Below are 16,306 nucleotides of genomic sequence, written 5' to 3'. Positions count from 1 at the left end.
CGGCGCCCCGGCTCAGCGCCAGCTCAGCCGCACGTCGGCCAGCCGCGCGGGCCGGTTGGCCCGCCAGTGGGCGCGTTCCTGCGCTGCCCACTCGTCCCAGTGCGTGGCGAACAGCTCGCCGTCACGGCCCAGCGCCCGCGCCTTGCGGTCGTCGTGGTTCATCGCGAGCCACAGGCGCGTCGTCGCGAGCGGGGCGGAGTCCCGGGTGAGGGCCCCGCAGCCCTCCACGAGCAGGGCAGCGGCGGGGTCGAGGTCGACCCTGGTGGTGCGGTGCTGCCCGGACCAGTCCCAGCGCCAGTAGCCCGGGCCGGCGCCGCCGATCAGCCCCGGCACCTGGGCCGCGGCGTCGGCCAGCCCCTGCCAGCCGGGGTAGACGTCGTCCAGCCGGACCAGCTGCAGGTCGTGGACGCCGCGTTCGGCGAGCGCCGCCACCAGACCGTCCGCCAGCCGGCTCTTGCCGCTGCCGGAACCGCCGTCCAGCAGGACGACCAGGCGCCGCCCGGCCGCGTCGGCGACGGCCCGATCGGCCAGGCGGCCCAGCGCTGCGGGCAGGCGCATCCTCATGAGGTCACCGGCGCGAAGGTGCCCGCCACGATCGCTGCGGCGAGGGACGAGACGACGAGCGCGAGGGCGATGACGGCCGCGGCGAGGTCGGCGCGGCCCAGCCGGGACGGGCGCGCCCAGGTGCGGTTCCGGGCGTGTTCGGCGTCGAAGCCGCGGGCCTCCATGGCCGTGGCCAGCCTCGTGCCGCGCCTGATCGCGAAGACGAGTAGCGCGAAGGCCATCGTCGCCCAGCGCCTGAACCGGCCCGTGTCGCCCAGGCCGCGCGCCCGGCGGGCCTGCCCCAGGGTGCGCCAGTCCTCGAGGAACAGGCTCAGCATGCGCATGCCGGCCAGCGCGCCGAGCACGAAACGGGCCGGGAGCCTGAGGACCTGCGCCAGTCCGTCGGCCATCGCCGTCAGGTCGAGCCCGCCGAGCAGGACGACCGCCGACAGGCCGAGCACGAGGACCCGCAGGATGACGGCGCCGGCCATCGTCAGCGAGCGCTGCGTGATGACGACGAGCCACCAGTGCCAGTGGACGGTGCCGCCGGGCTTGCCGTAGAGGGCCATCGTCACGGCGGCGAGCAGCGCGGCGACGACGACCGGGATCATGCGGCGGGCCATCGTGGCCAGCGGCACCCCTGCCGCCCGGAAGACGACGAGCAGCCCGGCCAGCATGATGCTCGCGCTCAGCCAGTCGAGGCTGATGAGCACCGGCAGCGCGACGAGGACCGACAGCCCCAGCCGTGAGACGGGGTTGAGCCGGTCGAGTGCGGTGGCGTCGGGGGCCGTCGCGGCGTGTTCGGGTCGTGTGGTGGTCGCGGCGCTCATGCCGCCTCCCGGTCGGCCGGCTCCAGGGGAAGCAGGTTCTCGCCGAGCACCTGCAGGTAGCTGTCGTCGTGGGTGACCGAGACGATGGTGCGGCCCTCGTCGAGGATCGCCTGCACCAGCTCGACCAGGTCGGTCCAGGTGGTGCGGTCCTGCCCGAAGGTGGGTTCGTCCAGGACGATGAGCGAGGGGCCGGTGGCCAGCACGGTGCCCACCGACAGTCGGCGTTTCTCGCCACCGGAGAGGGTGAAGGGATTGGCGTCGGCCACGCCGGTCAGGTGCAGGCGCTCCAGCAGGGCATCGACCTCGCCGGTGATCTCGCTCCTCGGGCGGCCGAGCGCCCTCAGCCCGACACCGAGCTCGGCGCGCACGCTCGTCTCGACGAACTGGTGCTCCGGGTTCTGGAAGACGACGCCGAGCCGGGTCAGCAGGTCGCGGCTGGCCCAGGTGGCCGGGGAGGCCGGGTCGAAGCGGCGGCGCATGGCGCGAGTGAGAAAACCGGTGTGCCCGGGGCGCAGCGCCTCGGTGGCCTCGACCCGTCCCGAGAGCGGGGCGAGCAGGCCGGCCAGGGTGAGGGCCAGCGTCGTCTTGCCCGCGCCGTTCGGCCCCACGACGACCGTCGACAGGCCGGACGGGATGGCCACCTCCAGCCCCGCCTGGACGGGCTGCCCGGCCCGGTACCCGATCGTGAGCCGGTGGCCGGTCAGGATCGGGGGGCCGGATGCCGGCCGGTTGCTGCGCGGCTGGACGTCGGGGGCGATCCCGGGCACCCACGCCCCGGCGGCCGCCAGTTCCGGGCCGCGGGCGGCGAAGACCTCGGCGGGGCTTCCGTCGGCCAGGACGCCCCCGCCGGCTGCGAGCACGATGACCCTGTCGACCAGCCCGGACCAGACCTCGATGCGGTGTTCGACGATGACGAGCGTCGTGCGGCGGTCGGCGACCACGTTCGTCACGGCCTCGCGCACCCGCTCCACGCCGGCGGGGTCGAGATTGGCGGTCGGCTCGTCCAGGCAGAGCAGGCGCGTGCCCTCGCCGCTGCCGGACTGCATGGCGAGGGCCCCGGCGATCGCCAGGCGCTGCTTCTGCCCGCCGGACAGGGCGCTCGTCGGGTGCTCCAGCGGCAGGCGCAGGTTCACCGCGTCCAGGCCGGCACCGACGGCGGACCAGATGTCCTCGCGGGCCATGCCCAGGTTCTCGCAGCCGAAGGCCACGTCGTCGCCGACACGCTGGCTGATGACCTGCGCGTCGGGGTCCTGCATGACCAGCCCGATGGCCCCGCGCATGCGGGTGGGGTGCTTGCCGCCCACCCGCAGGGCGCCGGCCTCCTCACCCTCGTCCTCGTCGCCGAGCACACCGGCCAGCCCCGCCAGCAGCGTCGACTTGCCGGCGCCGGAGGGGCCGAGCAGGAGCACTCGTTCACCCTCGGCGAGGGTGAACGAGATGTCGCGGGCGGCCCACGCGCTGCGGCCGGAGTAGCGCCAGCCCCAGCCCCGGACCTCGACCGCGGGCCTCATCTCAGACCGAGCGTCCCGAGGCGAAACGGCTCAGCGCACCGGTGCGGGCCAGCGCCCGGGTGAGGACCCAGGCGAGCAGGCCGGCCAGGACGGCGCCGCTGATGACGTTGGTGACCAGGTAGATCGCGTTGTACGTCAGGCCCAGCGTGATGTTCGGGGTGGTGCCGATGAACAACTCGTTGAGCCAGGCTCCGATGCCGGCGCCGGCGCCGGCGAGCATCGTGACGGGCAGCGACCAGACCCGGTAGCCGAAGGCGGCGAAGACCAGGCCGGCGCCGAGCCCCTGGAACAGGCCCGAGGTGAGCGTCGTGATGCCCCACTGACTACCGATGGCGGTGGAGACCAGGGCGGCGACGAGTTCGACGAAGACCGCGGCGCCCGGCTTGCGGATGACCTGGCCGCCCAGCGGGCCGCCGAGGTACCAGATGCCGGTGGCCAGGCCGCCGAGGCCCGGGGTCAGTGCGCTCATCGCCCCGTACCAGGCGCCACCGGCGGCGTTCCAGAGCCAGAAGATGAGGCCGACGGCGACGGCCAGGACGGCGGCGACGACGATGTCGACGACCCGCCAGCCACGGCGGGCGGGCCCGGGCGGACGGGTGCGGTCAGTGGTGGACGAGTCGGATGACATGTGTGCCCTCTCGGTGACGGACCGCCGAAACGGTCCTGGCTGGTGGGGCACGGTGCGAAGATGCTCCGCAAGAGGCCTCCCTGCGCCGGCATGACCCGGATCAGGTTCGACGGTCGAAGGCTCGTCGCCTTCCTCTCAGCCCGGTGCACCGGACTCCCGTGTTCGGGGCCAAGTATAGGCGCCGCCTGACCCTGCCGGTCCGTGTCCTCGGCCCCGGACCCGCAGGCCCGGAGCCCGCCCGGTCCTGCCCCGGCAGGCAGGTGAGTCAGAGCACGATGAGCTCGCCCCGGCGGTGGGCCAGGCCGTCGGCGAGCAGGCCGTCCAGGGCGCGGCGGGCCTGCGCCCGGTCCGCCTCCCAGCAGCCGAGCAGCACCTCGGTCTGGACACCGGCCCGGTTGCTGCGCAGCTGGTCGAGCAGCCGGCCGCGGGCCTGACGGTCGGTGCCGGCATAGGCCTGCCTGCGCCTGGCCGGGCCCTCGTGGGCGGGGCGGCCCGCCGCCAGCCAGCGGCAGTGGCCGGCAACCGGGCAGTGGGCGCAGTCGGGGCCGCTCGCCGTGCAGACGAGCGCGCCGAGCTCCATCGACGCGGCCGCCCAGCGGGCCGCGGTCGCGGCGTCCTCGGGCAGCCACTGCGCCGCCAGCCGGCGCTCGGCGGCGGTCGTCGCATTCGCCGGGTACTGCCTGCCCAGGTCGATGCGGGCCAGGACGCGCCGCACGTTCGTGTCGAGGACGACGGCCCGGGCGCCGAAGGCGAAACTGGCGATGGCGGCAGCCGTGTACTCCCCGACGCCGGGCAGCGCACGCAACTGATCGGGTTCGGCGGGCACCTGGCCGCCGTGGCGTGCCACGATCGCCGTCGCGGCGCCATGCAGGCGCAGGGCCCGGCGCGGGTAACCCAGGCGTCCCCACGCGGCGACCGCCTCGCTCGCCGGATCGGCGGCGAGCGCCGCCGGTTCCGGCCAGCGGCGCAGCCAGGCGTGCCACGGGCCGATGACACGGGCCACCGGCGTCTGCTGGGCCATGAACTCGCTGACCATGACAGCCCACGGGCTCACCGACGGTTCGCGCCAGGGCAGCGGCCGTGCCGCGGTGGCGAACCACCTGGTGACGGCCTCGATGATCCTGGCGCGCTCGGCCGGGCCGGGCGCGGCGGGGGTCTTGGCAGTCGGCATGTCGGCCAGCCTATGCGGGCCCACTCGCCGCGGCACGTGCCCCGGGGGCGGACCGGGGGGCGGGCGGCCCGGCCGGGGAGCACTGGCGCACCCGGTGGCCCCGTCCGGTGAGGGGCACTGCTTCACGCGAGGCGACAAGGCGCGTCGTGTGCGGCTCGGGCCGAGGGCGCCCTTAGCATGAGGGGCATGAACACACTCCTGCACCCGCAGGGGCCCGAGGGTGAGGCCGTGTACTGGCGTCGCCGTGCCGTCATCATGTTCATCGTCATCGCGATCATCGCGGCGGTCAGCCTCGTCGTGGGACGCGTCCGTGGCGGCGGGGGCAGCGCCGAGGCCGCCGGCACCGGGACGACGGCGCAGACCCCGGGCACGGACCAGACGCCCGACGACGACGGTCACTGCGTTCTTGACGACGTGATCCTGGACGTCGTCGCGCCGGACGGCACCGAGGCCGGCCAGGCAGTGGAGATGACCGTGCAATTCGCCGCCAGGGCCGGGACCCCGTGCTCACTGGACCTGGACGAGCACAAGCTGTCCGTCACGGTGAACTCCGGCTCGGACGAGTACTGGAGCACCGCAACCTGCACCGATGCCGCACCGGCCGGGCAGCTCGCGCTCATGGACGCCGACCCGGTGTCGCTGACCGTCACCTGGCCGGGCAGGCGCGTGGGCGAGGGCTGCTCCGACAGCGGCAAGGCCGTCACGGCGGGCAACTATGCGGTCACCGCCGAACTCGACGGCGGCGGCTACGCCACTTCCCAGTTCGCACTGGCCTGAACCATCGGCCCGGTGGGGCGGGCCAGCCCGCCTGGTCGCTCAGCCGCCGTTCCCCTCGGCCGGACCCCTGCGGTCCGTCCTGCGCAGATCGAGCACGCCGAGCGCCTGGGCGACGCTGGAGACCTCGACGACCTCGAGGCGGCCGGGGAGCGGGGCAGTGCGGTCACGGCTGCCGGCCGGGACGACGGCCAGCTCGAAACCGAGCCGGGCGGCCTCGGCGAGGCGGCGTTCCAGCCCCGGCACGCGGCGCAGGTCACCGGCCAGACCGACCTCGCCGAGGGCGAGCACCTTGTGCGGGAAGTTGCGGTCGACCAGTGCCGATGCGACGGCGATCGCCACCGCAAGGTCGGCACTCGGATCGGTGATGCGTGCCCCGCCGACGGTGCTCACGTAGACGTCCCGGTCGAACAGGCGCAGACGCGCCTTCGACTGCAGTACGGCGAGCACCATCGAGACGCGCGAGAACTCGATGCCGTTGGTGATCCGGCGCACCGGGGCCTCCTTGCGCACCTTCGCGGCCAGGCCCTGCACCTCGGCGAGCAGCGGGCGGCGTCCCTCCATCGTCACGGTGACGCAGGTGCCCGGAACCGGCTCCTCGTGGCGGGTGGTGAACAGGCCCGACGGGTCGGGCACCTCGACGATGCCGCGCTCGGCCATCTCGAAGCAGCCCACCTCGTCGGAGGGCCCGTAGCGGTTCTTGACGGCACGCACCATCCGGAAACCGGAGTGACGGTCGCCCTCGAAGTTGAGGACGACGTCGACCAGGTGCTCGAGGGTGCGGGGGCCGGCGATCGCGCCGTCCTTGGTGACGTGACCGACGATGACGACCGCCATGCCACGGGCCTTCGCGACGCGCACGAGGGCCGCGGTCACCTCGCGCACCTGCGCGGAGCCGCCCATGATGCCGTCCGTCTGGGCCGCGCCGACCGTCTGGATCGAGTCGAGCACCATGAGGGTGGGCTCGGTCTGCTCGATGTGGCCGAGCACGGTGCCGAGGTCGTTCTCCGCCGCCAGGTACAGTTCGTCGGCCAGCGCGCCGGTGCGTTCGGCCCGCAGCCGCACCTGCGAGGCCGACTCCTCGCCGGTGATGTACAGCGTGCGATTGCCGCTGCGCGCCCACTGCGCTGCGACCTCGAGCAGCAGCGTCGACTTGCCGACCCCCGGCTCGCCGGCCAGCAGGACGACGACCCCGGGCACCAGGCCGCCGCCGAGGACACGGTCGAGCTCGCCGATGCCTGTCAGCCTGCGGTCGGCCGCCTGGGCACAGACCTGAGCGATCGGCACGGCCTGCGAGACGGGTTCGTGCGAGGGGACGGAGGCCATCGGGGGTGCGTCGCGTTCGACGACGCTGCCCCAGGTCTGGCACTGCCCGCAGCGCCCGACCCACACCGGACTCGTCCACCCGCACTCGCTGCACCGGTAGCTGTCATGCTGTTTCCTGGCCATGGGCCACACGTTAGGCGCCGACGCCGACATTTCTGGTCCGGCCCGGGCCCCGCCGCCGGCGCCTCAGATCCTGAGGGTGCCCCTGCCGGGGGAGGAGAACACCGCCGCTGCGATCCCGGGGTGGCCGAACGGGGAGCTGAACTCGATGGTCACCCCGTCGAAGACGTCCGGGAGGGGTTCGCCGAGCCATTCCTCGACGCGCGAGCGGGACCCGATCATCTCGATCGCCAGCAGCGACACGTCGCTGTCGAGTGCGCTGGGCAGCAGTTCGTCCGCGCTCTCCCAGTGCAGGAAGTACGGCAGCTGGGGGTCGGTCAGCATGCCCCTGGCGCCGATCTGGTGCCAGGTGAGCAGCCGTCCGTCCGGGAAGCGCCGGGAACCGGGCACCGCCTTGCGCTTGAGGCGCCGCTCCCACGGTGCGAGGTCGTCGACCGCGAGCACCCAGCTCATCCAGCCGCCGCCCTGCTCCGATCGCCTCCGCACCGCCTGACCGTAGACGGCCTTGGCGGCGGCCGGGTGGTCGAGCACCTCGGCGATCTCGAGGTAGCGTCCGCCGGTGAGCGGGATGACGTTGTTGCGTGTGCCGAACCGGGGATGGAAGCCGCCGTCCTTCGCCTCGGTACCGAGCCAGTCACCGAGCTCGCGTGCCGTCGAGGCCAGGCCCCCGGGGCCCGTTGCGAACGTCAGATGGTCCAGACGCATGTGCATGCCTGCATTGTCCCAACCACTGCCGGCCGGTTCCGTTCAAGGGTCCACTAACCTTGAGCGAGACCGCACGGCAGGGCCCAGGCGCCGCGTGGTCGCCCGAGCCCAGCGGTGCCGCGGCACCCCGACACGAGCGGAGCAGCGATGAGACGGATGCTCATGCACCTGTCCCGGCTCGACGGTTTCCACCGTCTGCTCGTCGAGGCTCCCGCGACCCGCGAGCTGATCGGGCGCTATGTCGCAGGCGAGACGCTCGACGAGCTCACCGAGGTACTCGCCGACCAGCGCTACAAGGGGCTGGCGGTCAGCGTCGACGCCCTGCTCCCCGAGGCCGCCGACGACGCCGCCGCCGGCGTCAACGAACGCTCCTACCTGGGCTGCCTCGATGCGCTCGCCGAGGCCGGCCTGAGCGCCGGAGCCGACATCAACGTCAAACCGTCCGCGCTCCTCGCCCCGGGCGGCGGGCAGGACCTGCTGCACGCCCGGCTGGAGCGCATCTGCGCCACCGCGAGCACCGCCGGCGCGGACGTCACCGTTCACGTGAACGGGCAGGACGCGGTCGAGCCCGCCCTGGCGGTGACCGCTCGGCTGCGGCGGGACTTCCCGCGCACCGGTGTCGTCCTGCTGGCCGGGCTGCGCCGCACCGAGTCGGACTGTCGCGTGCTGGCCGCCGACGGCGCCCGGATCAGGCTGTGCAAGGGCGACCGGGGCGCAGGCCGCGGCACGTTCCCGAGCAGGCACGCCGTCGACCTGTCCTACGTGCGCTGCCTGCGCGTGCTCATGGCCTCGGACGCCTACCCGGTCATCGCCACGCACGACCCGCGGCTCGTCGAGATCGCCCTCGACCTGGCCGGGCAGCATCGTCGCGAACCCGGCGACCACGAGTTCCAGATGCTCTACGGGGTCCGTCCCTACGAGCAGCGCCGCCTGGCCGACATCGGCCGCACGATGCGCACCTGCGTGCCCTTCGGCCCCGGCTGGTACGCCTACTTCCTGCAGCGCGTCGCCGACCACCCGGCCAACGGGGCGCTGTACGCGCGCAGTCTGCTGGGACGGCGATGAGCGGGCGGGAAACGGCCACGGGCCCGGCCGGCGGCGGTGAGGCGGTGGCCGCCGGCGCGACGGCTGCGCGGCGCCGCCCCCACCTCGGGCTGGAGACCATCGGCGTGCTCGCCGTCTGTCTCGGCCAGTCGGCCGTCTACTCGGTGCTGTCGATCCTCAACAAGCTGACGCTGGGCCCGGCCCTCAACCAGCAGACGACCCCCATCAACAACTCGACGACGCCCGACCGCCCCTGGCTCGACCTGGCCTACAAGCTGGCCGACTACCTCTTCCTGGCCGCGCCCGTGGTCATCGTCCTGTACCTGCTGACCAATCTCTGGCGGCCCGGCCGCGAGCCGTGGCGGGCCATCGGCCTGGACACCGGGCGCCTGGGCCGGGACACCGCCGTCGGCGTCGGGCTGGCCGCGGCCATCGGCGTCCCGGGCCTGGGTTTCTACGTCCTCGCCCGCTGGATCGGCATCAACACGACGGTGGCGGCCGGCAATCTGGCCGAGCACGCCTGGACCGTCCCGGTCTACGTCCTGGCGGCCTTCGCGAACGGGCTGCTGGAGGAGACCGTCATGGTCGCCTATCTGCTCACCCGCTGGCGCCAGTGCGGCTGGCATCCGGGCGCCGCCATCGCCGTCAGCGCCCTGATCCGCGGCTCCTATCACCTGTACCAGGGCTTCGGCGGCTTCATCGGCAACGCCGTCATGGGCGCCGCCTGCTGCCTGTACTGGCGCAGGACGGGCCGGCTGTGGCCGCTCGTCATCGCGCACACCCTGCTCGACGTCGCCAGCTTCGTCGGCTACGCCCTGCTGCACGACGCGGTGAGCTGGCTCTGAGCGGCGCCGGGGCATCCACTGGGCGGCCCGGCCCCGCGTGCCCGGCGGGCAGGTTTTAGACTCGGCCCATGCGAGTTGGTGTTTTTGGGGCAACAGGTCAGGTGGGCGGCGTGATGCGCACGCTGCTCGACGAGAGGGACTTCCCGGTCACGCAGATGCGCTACTTCGCGTCGTCGCGCAGCGCAGGGCGCACCCTGCCCTGGAAGGACCAGGAGATCACCGTCGAGGACATGGCGACGGCCGACTTCAGCGGCCTCGACGTGGCGATCTTCTCCGCGGGCAAGGGCGCCTCCAGCCAGTACGCCCCCAAGGTCGCCGCCGCCGGCGCGACCGTCGTCGACAACTCCTCCTGCTGGCGCATGGACCCCGAGGTGCCGCTGGTCGTCTCCGAGGTCAACCCCGGTGACGTCGTGAACCCGCCCAAGGGCATCATCGCCAACCCGAACTGCACCACGATGGCCGCCATGCCGGTGCTCAAGCCCCTGCACGACGCCTGGGGCCTCACCCGCCTGGTCGTGGCGACCTACCAGGCCACCTCGGGCTCCGGGCTGGCCGGCGTACGCACCCTCGAGGGACAGACCCGCGCGGCCTGCGAGGGCGACATCCACGAGCTCACCTTCCACGGCGACGCCATCGCCTACCCCGACGACCTCGGCCCGTACGTCGCGCCGATCGCCTTCAACGCGGTGCCGCTGGCCGGCAGCCTCGTCGACGACGGCTCGCTCGAGACCGACGAGGAGCAGAAGCTGCGCAACGAGTCCCGCAAGATCCTGCACATCCCCGAGCTGGCCGTCTCCGGCACCTGCGTGCGCATCCCCACGTTCACCGGCCACGGCCTGGCGGTGAACGCCGAGTTCTCCGGCGAGGTGAGCGTCGAGGGCGCCATCGAGCTCCTCACCGACGCCCCCGGCGTCCAGCTCAAGGACGTGCCGACCCCGCGCGACTCGGCAGGCATCGACCCGAGCCTGGTCGGGCGCATCCGCATGGACCAGTCGGTGTCCGGGCCGCACGGCCTGGCGATGTTCATCGCCGGCGACAACCTGCGCAAGGGCGCCGCGCTCAACGCCATCCAGATCGCAGAACTCGTCGTGGCCGGCAGGTCCTGACGATGACCTCCGCACAGGAGACCCGGGCGGGTGAGGCCGGCGGGCCGCCCCGCCTGGGTTTCCTGGGTGCCGGCACCATGGGCGGCACCGTCGCAGCCGGGCTGGTCGCCTCCGGGCACCCGGGCGAGCTGATCGGCGTGACGAGCCGCACCCCGGACACCCGCGAACGGCTCGCCGAGCGGCTGGGGGTGCGGCCCTTCGAGACCAACACCGGTGCCGCCGCCTGGGCCGACGTCGTCGTCATCGGCGTCAAACCGCACGCGGCCGGCGGGCTCCTCGACGAGGTCCGCACCCAGGTCGGCGACCAGAAGCTCGTCATCAGTCTCTGCGCCGGCCTGGCCACCACGGCCCTGGAGTCCCACCTGGAGCCCGGCGCGCGCGTGGTGCGCGTCATGCCCAACACGCCGTCGGCGGTCGGCGCCGGCATGGCCGGCATCAGCGCCGGCTCCTGCGCCACGCAGGGCGACCTCGATCTCGCGGTCGCCCTGATGAGCGCCGTCGGCAGGGCCGTCGTGGTGCCGGAGTCCCAGCAGAACGCCCTCGCCGCGCTCAGCGGCTCCGGGCCGGCCTGGGTGTTCTACGGCGTCGAGGCGCTCATCGAGTCCGGCGTCGCCCAGGGCCTGCCCAGGAGCCTCGCCACCGAACTGGTCGTCCAGACCGTCAGGGGCTCGGCGCAGCTGCTCGCCGAGACCGGTCAGCACCCGTCGCTGGCCCGCGAGGCGGTCACCTCGCCGGGCGGCACCACCGCGGCCGGGCTGCGCGTGCTCGACCAGCGGGCCGTGCGCGCGGCCGTCGTCGACGCGGTCGACGCCTGTGTACGGCGCGCCGGCGAACTCGGCTGAACCCTCACGCCGGAAAAATCCGACACGCAGGAAGCGCAGGATCGGAAAATTCCTACAGCGAGTGTAGGGATTTTCCTACAGCGAGTGTCCGATTCTTCCAGGGTGGGGTGCTTCTCCCGCCCTCGTAGGAATCACCCGTCGCCGGATTCGGGAGAAACTCCTTCATTCCTCTGTCGGTTGTGGGGTCGGTGCCGGTGCGCGGATGCCGCCATGTCCTCGAACAGCTCCCGCACCCGGGCGAAGTCGGTGCGCACGTCCAGCTCGGCGCCGATCCGCCCCTCGGCCAGGTGGACGAGCCGGTCGCAGGCCGCGGCGATCAACTCCAGGTCGTGGGTGATGACGAGCACCACCCGGCCGGCGGCGAGCCGGCGCAGCAGGGCCGCGACACGCAGCATGGCCTCACGGTCCAGGCCGCTCGTCGGCTCGTCGAGGACGACGAGCCGTTTGTCGCCGGCCACCGCCGTGGCGACCGCCAGCCGCTGCTTCTGACCGCCGGACAGCGTCGCCGGGTGACGCGGTCCCAGGCCGGCCAGGTCGAGTTCGCCCAGCAGCCCGGCCACGTCGACGTCCTGCGGCCTGGCCAGCCCGAAGGTCACCTCGGCGTCGACGGTCTCGGCGAACAGCTGGTGCTCGACGTGCTGGAAGACCATCGCCGCTCGGCGCGACAGGCCCCGCCGCGAGACCCGGCCGCCGTCGACGAGGACCCGCCCGGCACCGGCCCCGACCAGTCCGCACAGCGTCCGGCCGAGCGTCGTCTTGCCCGCGCCGTTGGCGCCGGTGACGGCGACCACCTCGCCCGGACGCAGCCGCACGTCCACGCCGGTCAGCACCTGCTGCCCACCGCGCCGCACCGACAGGCCGGTGGCCTCCAGCCACGGGGGATCCGGGCCGTCGCCCCGGCCCGGGGGTGGGGGAGCGGGCCGGATGCCGTCCGCCGAACGGGCCCGCAGGCCCAGGGCGGCGACGTCCGCATCGCTGAGGGCCGTGAACTCGTCGGCGTCCAGGACCCGGCCGATCCGGCCATCGGACAGGACGCAGTAGCGGTCGGCCAGCCCGGCGAGCCAGGAGAGCCGGTGCTCGGCCACCATGACGGCGCAGCCCGCCGCCTTGGCCACCGCGACGCAGTCGCGCAGCTCACGAACCGCCCCGGGGTCGAGATTGCCCGTCGGCTCGTCGAGCACCAGGTTGCCGGGGCGCATCGCCCACGCGGAGGCGAAGACGATCCGCTGCACCTGGCTGCCCGAGAGCCCGAACAGGCTGCGCCCCGCCAGCTCGCGCAGTCCCAGCTCGTCGATGACCTCGTCGGTGCGTGCCCGCAGCCGCTCGGCCGGCCAACCGGCGCTCTCCATGCAGAAGGCGATCTCGCTCGTCGAGTCGGTGGTGAAGAACTGGGCATCCGGGTTCTGGAAGACCGAGCCGACCCGTTCGGCGATCTGCCAGGACGCCAGCTGCGCGGCGTCCTGGCCGTCGAGGAGCACCCGCCCGCTCGGCGTCCCTCGGAAGAACGACGGGGCCAGCCCGTTCGCCAGGCGGGTGAGTGTCGTCTTGCCGCAGCCCGACCGCCCGCACAGGACGAGCACCTCGCCGGGGCGGACCGTCAGCGTGATGTCGTGCACCCCGGTGCCGGCCGCCTGCTGCTCGTCGTGCCGCGCATAGCTGAAGCCGGCGGCTCGGAACTCGATCATGGGGCCACCCGCACTACGACGGCGAGCACGAGGGCGATGACGCCCGGTGCGGCGGCGAGGACGTCGGCCGGGGTGAAGCCGATGGGCGCATAGCAGGTCCGCCGGGCCGGGTTCTCGATGCCGCGGGCCACCGCCGCCATTGACAGCTCGTCGGCGGCCGTCGAGGCGCTCATGAGCAGCGGGACGTAGACGCAGTCGATGGTTCGCACCGGATGGTGCAGCAGCCCGATCGGGCCCGGGCCGACGCCTCGCAGACGCATCGCGTCCCTGATCGACGCCCAGTCGGCCCGGACCGTCGGCACATAGCGAAGCATGATGGTCAGCGGGATCACCATCTGGCGGGGCAGCCGCAGCGCGCACATCGCGCTCATGAACTCGTTGACCGGTGTCGTCGACACGGTGACCGCGGCGACGAGGGCGCACGGCAGCACCTTGCGCATCAGGGTGCAAGGAGCCGAGCATCGTCCGCAACGCCACCTGGTCGAGGCCCGGCACGGCCTGCGCGGCGGCCATCAGTGCCGCGTAGCCGGCCAGCATGCCCAGCCCCATCGCCGGCCGCCGCAGGACCAGCGCGAACACCGCTGCCACGGCCATGACGACGACTTCGACCCACATCGCCTGCGCGGCGGCCATCGCCGCGGCCACGGCCAGCAGGACGAACAGCTTGCTGCGCGGATCCGCCGGCCGGGCCCGCCCGCCATCGGCCCGGGAGTGACCGTTCACCGGGCCGTCACACCCGCCTTCTCGAACTGACGGCGCAGCAGGCGGCGTCCGAGCAGGCCGCTGACGAGCGCGCAGCCGAGAATGCTCGCGATCATCAGCGGGAGCATCCACCCGGTCCCGGTGGCGAGCATCGTGTCCATGTAGGCCTGCTCGGTGCCCCTGCCGATGAGATAGGAGGCGTACGCGTCGGGGCTGATCCACAACATCGCGTACGAGCCCAGCGGGTTGAGGCTGAACAGCACGAAGCTGAGCAGGTTCAGCCCCTGGCTGCGGAAACCCCCGGCCCCCGCGACGAGATCGCCGACGACACCTGCGACGAGGTAGGCGACGGCCCAGCCCCAGTACATGCCGGTGACGAATATGATCAGGCCGAGGACGGCGCCGACAATGATGACCGGGCCATGCCGGGGCACCCTGGCGATGAGCAGCAGGTACACCGGGCCCGTCAGCAGGGCCACGGCCGCGGGCATGGCGAAGGTGAGCACCGGGTTCGGCGCCAGCAGGGCGCCGCCGACCATCGTGAAGAACAGCATGAGGGCGGCGAAGACGCCGCAGGTGATGAGATCTCTGGCCGTGAGCCGTCCGGCGGGGCCCGTGACGGGCGCGTTGCGGGGACCGACCATGTCCGCTCCTTGGTGAGGTGGGGCTAAACTAATTCTGGTCGGATCAGCCTAGGGGCGGCCGTCCCGCCGGGCTGGCTCGGACGGCGATCGGTGTCCGAATCGATCACGACCGTGTCCCATCACCACACCCGTGCTCGCCCTCGCGGGGACAGGAGGATAACGATGGCGTTCTTCCAGCGCTCCCTGGTGGGCCAGAGCGACTTCGAGCCCACCGTGGCGTCCGGTTTCGGCCCGGGATGGGAGAGCTTCACCGCCGACAACGAGCGCCTGCAGGGCCTGTTCCACGCCTTCGCCCCCGACGACGCCGAATGGGCGATCACCATCCACGATTTCTCCCTCACCCGCGACGCCAGGCTGCGATTCGATCTGCCGCACTATCTGACGGTGTGCTGGTTCGCCTCGATCGCGGGCCGCCAGCTCACCCCGCGCCGGATGCTGCGCGTCAACAGCATCTGGGGACACTGGACCGGGGACGGCCTGTGGGAGGGCATCATCCGCGGCGCCGTACCGATCCGTGCGGTCTCCATCGAGGTGAGCCCTGCGTTCTCGGCCCGCTTCCTGGACGCCGAGTACCCCGGCCAGTTCCCCGACGTGGCGGACGCCTTCCGCCGTCTGGGGCTGGACGAGGACTTCCCCGACCTGAAGAACCTGCTCGTCGAGCTGTGGCCCCAGCCGCACGACGCCCCGCGCGGCCGCCTGCACTACGAGGCGAAGGTCCTCGAGGCGATGGGCATGCTCGTCGAGCACGCCCGAGGGGCCGCTCAGGGGCCCGGCCGCGGCGGGCCGACGCCGAGCATCTGCACGCCGTCGTCGCCTACATCGACGAGCACCTCGACCGGCAGCTGCGCATCGAAGAGTTGGCCCGGATGGCCTGCATGAGCCCCACCAAGTTCAAGGCGGACTTCCGCGCCGCCAATGGATGCACGGTCGGGCAGTACATCCGGGCGAGCCGGATGAGCCGCGCCGAGGTGCTGCTCAGACATTCGGACATGACGATCGGACAGGTCGGACGCCAGGTCGGCTATCACTGCGCGAGCCGCTTCTCGCAGCTGTTCAAACGCGAGAAGGGCATGCTCCCCAGCGAGTTCCGGCGCGCCCGTACCCAGCAAGAACCCCTCTGACAAGGAATGTCGTCCGGCTCGCGGTGGTCCCGGCGAGCCTGCGCCGAGGCGGCCCGCCTCGGCGCCACTGGCAGCAGGTCTTGATCGGCGGTCCAGCTGTTGCGGGCCATGATCTTGTAGACGTCGACCGGGATGTGAGGTGGCCCTGGTGGAGGCCCTCCGGGCGCTGGTCGGGGTCCGCGCCGTCCTCGTCATCGCGCACCGGCTCGAAACCATCGCCTGCGCCGATCAGCTCTGCCTTCTCGAGGACGGGCGGCTCGCCGAGCGGGGGCCGGCACGATGAACTGCTGGCCGCCGGCGGCCGCTACGCGGCCTTCTGGCGGGCCAAGTCCCGGGCGTCGTCGTGGCGGTTCGGGGCTGCGTGAACCGCGCCGATCCGCCCGTCGGGTACGGCGCGCCAGGCCCGCCGACCGAGGTGCCCACAGCGCCCGGGGATTTTCACCGACGGCTCCGGTGCGGGTAGACTCGTGCCGTTGCCGGCGGGGCCGTAGCCGCAAGGCTGCCGCCACCGGTGAGGAAGACATCGGGTCAAGGCCCAAGACAACGAAAGGTCCACAGTGGGTTCGGTCATCAAGAAGCGTCGCAAGCGCATGGCTAAGAAGAAGCATCGCAAGCTTCTCAAGAAGACACGTATCCAGCGCCGCCGCGCCGGCAAGTAACGCTCTTCTGACCCACTGCACCGGGCCGGTCCCCGTGACCAGCTCATCAC

20 protein-coding genes are annotated in these 16,306 nt (G+C 72.9%); 10 read left to right on the top strand and 10 right to left on the bottom strand.

Annotated elements, in window-relative coordinates; translation table 11 throughout:
* Window positions 1–12 precede the first annotated feature (12 nt).
* The 5 genes from D9T14_RS06300 to D9T14_RS06280 form a co-directional block, all read right to left on the bottom strand.
* Window positions 13–564 (bottom strand): nucleoside/nucleotide kinase family protein, encoded by a 552-nt coding sequence (locus D9T14_RS06300; RefSeq protein ID WP_119161570.1) that lies wholly within the window; start codon window positions 562–564, stop codon window positions 13–15.
* On the bottom strand, window positions 561–1,373 hold the full coding sequence (locus D9T14_RS06295; RefSeq protein WP_119161569.1) for an energy-coupling factor transporter transmembrane component T family protein: 813 nt from the start codon (window positions 1,371–1,373) through the stop codon (window positions 561–563). Before D9T14_RS06295 ends, D9T14_RS06300 begins: the two co-directional genes overlap by 4 nt.
* Complete coding sequence (locus tag D9T14_RS06290) at window positions 1,370–2,884, bottom strand: ABC transporter ATP-binding protein (RefSeq protein ID WP_119161568.1); 1,515 nt, start codon at window positions 2,882–2,884, stop codon at window positions 1,370–1,372. Before D9T14_RS06290 ends, D9T14_RS06295 begins: the two co-directional genes overlap by 4 nt.
* Before the next feature lies 1 nt (window position 2,885).
* A complete protein-coding gene (locus D9T14_RS06285; protein ID WP_119161567.1) occupies window positions 2,886–3,512 on the bottom strand; it encodes an ECF transporter S component in 627 nt (208 codons plus the stop codon).
* A gap of 265 nt (window positions 3,513–3,777) precedes the next feature.
* Window positions 3,778–4,683, bottom strand: coding sequence for an HhH-GPD family protein (locus D9T14_RS06280; RefSeq protein ID WP_119161566.1), 906 nt, complete (start codon window positions 4,681–4,683; stop codon window positions 3,778–3,780).
* Window positions 4,684–4,869: 186 nt separating this feature from the next.
* Between D9T14_RS06280 and D9T14_RS06275 the strand changes: the two genes are divergently transcribed.
* On the top strand, window positions 4,870–5,460 hold the full coding sequence (locus D9T14_RS06275) for a hypothetical protein (protein WP_119161565.1): 591 nt from the start codon (window positions 4,870–4,872) through the stop codon (window positions 5,458–5,460).
* 39 nt (window positions 5,461–5,499) lie between these two features.
* Here the strand turns inward: D9T14_RS06275 and radA are convergent, their stop codons facing one another.
* The gene (radA, locus tag D9T14_RS06270; RefSeq protein WP_119161564.1) at window positions 5,500–6,906 is read right to left on the bottom strand and encodes a DNA repair protein RadA; all 1,407 of its coding nucleotides are present in this window, start codon (window positions 6,904–6,906) and stop codon (window positions 5,500–5,502) included.
* Window positions 6,907–6,969: 63 nt separating this feature from the next.
* Window positions 6,970–7,608 (bottom strand): VOC family protein, encoded by a 639-nt coding sequence (locus D9T14_RS06265; protein WP_119161662.1) that lies wholly within the window; start codon window positions 7,606–7,608, stop codon window positions 6,970–6,972.
* A 147-nt stretch (window positions 7,609–7,755) separates the two neighbouring features.
* Here D9T14_RS06265 and D9T14_RS06260 point away from each other — a divergent pair, with 147 nt between their 5' ends.
* From D9T14_RS06260 to proC, 4 genes are all read left to right on the top strand, one after another.
* Window positions 7,756–8,673, top strand: a complete 918-nt coding sequence (locus tag D9T14_RS06260; RefSeq protein WP_119161563.1) for a proline dehydrogenase family protein — start codon at window positions 7,756–7,758, stop codon at window positions 8,671–8,673.
* Complete coding sequence (locus D9T14_RS06255; RefSeq protein ID WP_119161562.1) at window positions 8,670–9,497, top strand: CPBP family intramembrane glutamic endopeptidase; 828 nt, start codon at window positions 8,670–8,672, stop codon at window positions 9,495–9,497. Before D9T14_RS06260 ends, D9T14_RS06255 begins: the two co-directional genes overlap by 4 nt.
* Before the next feature lie 68 nt (window positions 9,498–9,565).
* Window positions 9,566–10,603, top strand: a complete 1,038-nt coding sequence (locus tag D9T14_RS06250) for an aspartate-semialdehyde dehydrogenase (protein ID WP_119161561.1) — start codon at window positions 9,566–9,568, stop codon at window positions 10,601–10,603.
* A gap of 2 nt (window positions 10,604–10,605) precedes the next feature.
* On the top strand, window positions 10,606–11,445 hold the full coding sequence (proC, locus tag D9T14_RS06245; RefSeq protein ID WP_119161560.1) for a pyrroline-5-carboxylate reductase: 840 nt from the start codon (window positions 10,606–10,608) through the stop codon (window positions 11,443–11,445).
* 131 nt (window positions 11,446–11,576) lie between these two features.
* On the opposite strand, the gene D9T14_RS06240 is transcribed toward proC, so the two are convergent.
* The gene (locus tag D9T14_RS06240) at window positions 11,577–13,130 is read right to left on the bottom strand and encodes an ABC transporter ATP-binding protein (protein ID WP_119161559.1); all 1,554 of its coding nucleotides are present in this window, start codon (window positions 13,128–13,130) and stop codon (window positions 11,577–11,579) included.
* Complete coding sequence (locus D9T14_RS06235; protein ID WP_197720637.1) at window positions 13,127–13,570, bottom strand: energy-coupling factor transporter transmembrane component T; 444 nt, start codon at window positions 13,568–13,570, stop codon at window positions 13,127–13,129. The genes D9T14_RS06240 and D9T14_RS06235 overlap by 4 nt, the downstream gene beginning before the upstream one ends.
* A 95-nt stretch (window positions 13,571–13,665) precedes the next feature.
* On the opposite strand from D9T14_RS06235, the gene D9T14_RS13890 reads away from it, so the two are divergent.
* Window positions 13,666–13,845 (top strand): hypothetical protein, encoded by a 180-nt coding sequence (locus tag D9T14_RS13890; protein WP_197720638.1) that lies wholly within the window; start codon window positions 13,666–13,668, stop codon window positions 13,843–13,845.
* A 4-nt stretch (window positions 13,846–13,849) separates the two neighbouring features.
* Here the strand turns inward: D9T14_RS13890 and D9T14_RS06230 are convergent, their stop codons facing one another.
* Complete coding sequence (locus tag D9T14_RS06230) at window positions 13,850–14,476, bottom strand: MptD family putative ECF transporter S component (RefSeq protein ID WP_119161558.1); 627 nt, start codon at window positions 14,474–14,476, stop codon at window positions 13,850–13,852.
* A 162-nt stretch (window positions 14,477–14,638) separates the two neighbouring features.
* Between D9T14_RS06230 and D9T14_RS06225 the strand changes: the two genes are divergently transcribed.
* The 4 genes from D9T14_RS06225 to D9T14_RS06220 all read left to right on the top strand — a co-directional run bounded on the left by D9T14_RS06225 (window position 14,639) and on the right by D9T14_RS06220 (window position 16,256).
* Window positions 14,639–15,355: a hypothetical protein gene (locus D9T14_RS06225; RefSeq protein ID WP_170175652.1), complete on the top strand. Its 717-nt coding sequence runs from the start codon at window positions 14,639–14,641 to the stop codon at window positions 15,353–15,355.
* A complete protein-coding gene (locus D9T14_RS13620; RefSeq protein ID WP_170175653.1) occupies window positions 15,352–15,597 on the top strand; it encodes a helix-turn-helix transcriptional regulator in 246 nt (81 codons plus the stop codon). Before D9T14_RS06225 ends, D9T14_RS13620 begins: the two co-directional genes overlap by 4 nt.
* 148 nt (window positions 15,598–15,745) lie before the next feature.
* Window positions 15,746–15,880, top strand: a complete 135-nt coding sequence (locus D9T14_RS13885; RefSeq protein ID WP_197720639.1) for an ABC transporter permease — start codon at window positions 15,746–15,748, stop codon at window positions 15,878–15,880.
* Between the two features lie 274 nt (window positions 15,881–16,154).
* Window positions 16,155–16,256, top strand: a complete 102-nt coding sequence (locus tag D9T14_RS06220; RefSeq protein WP_002550589.1) for a 30S ribosomal protein bS22 — start codon at window positions 16,155–16,157, stop codon at window positions 16,254–16,256.
* Window positions 16,257–16,306: the final 50 nt, after the last annotated feature.

Origin of the sequence: Propionibacterium australiense, assembly GCF_003666605.1 — a bacterium.
Lineage (GTDB): Bacteria > Actinomycetota > Actinomycetes > Propionibacteriales > Propionibacteriaceae > Propionibacterium > Propionibacterium australiense.
The sequence above is the reverse complement of the archived record's forward strand: the minus strand, read 5'-3'. Positions and strand labels throughout refer to the sequence as shown.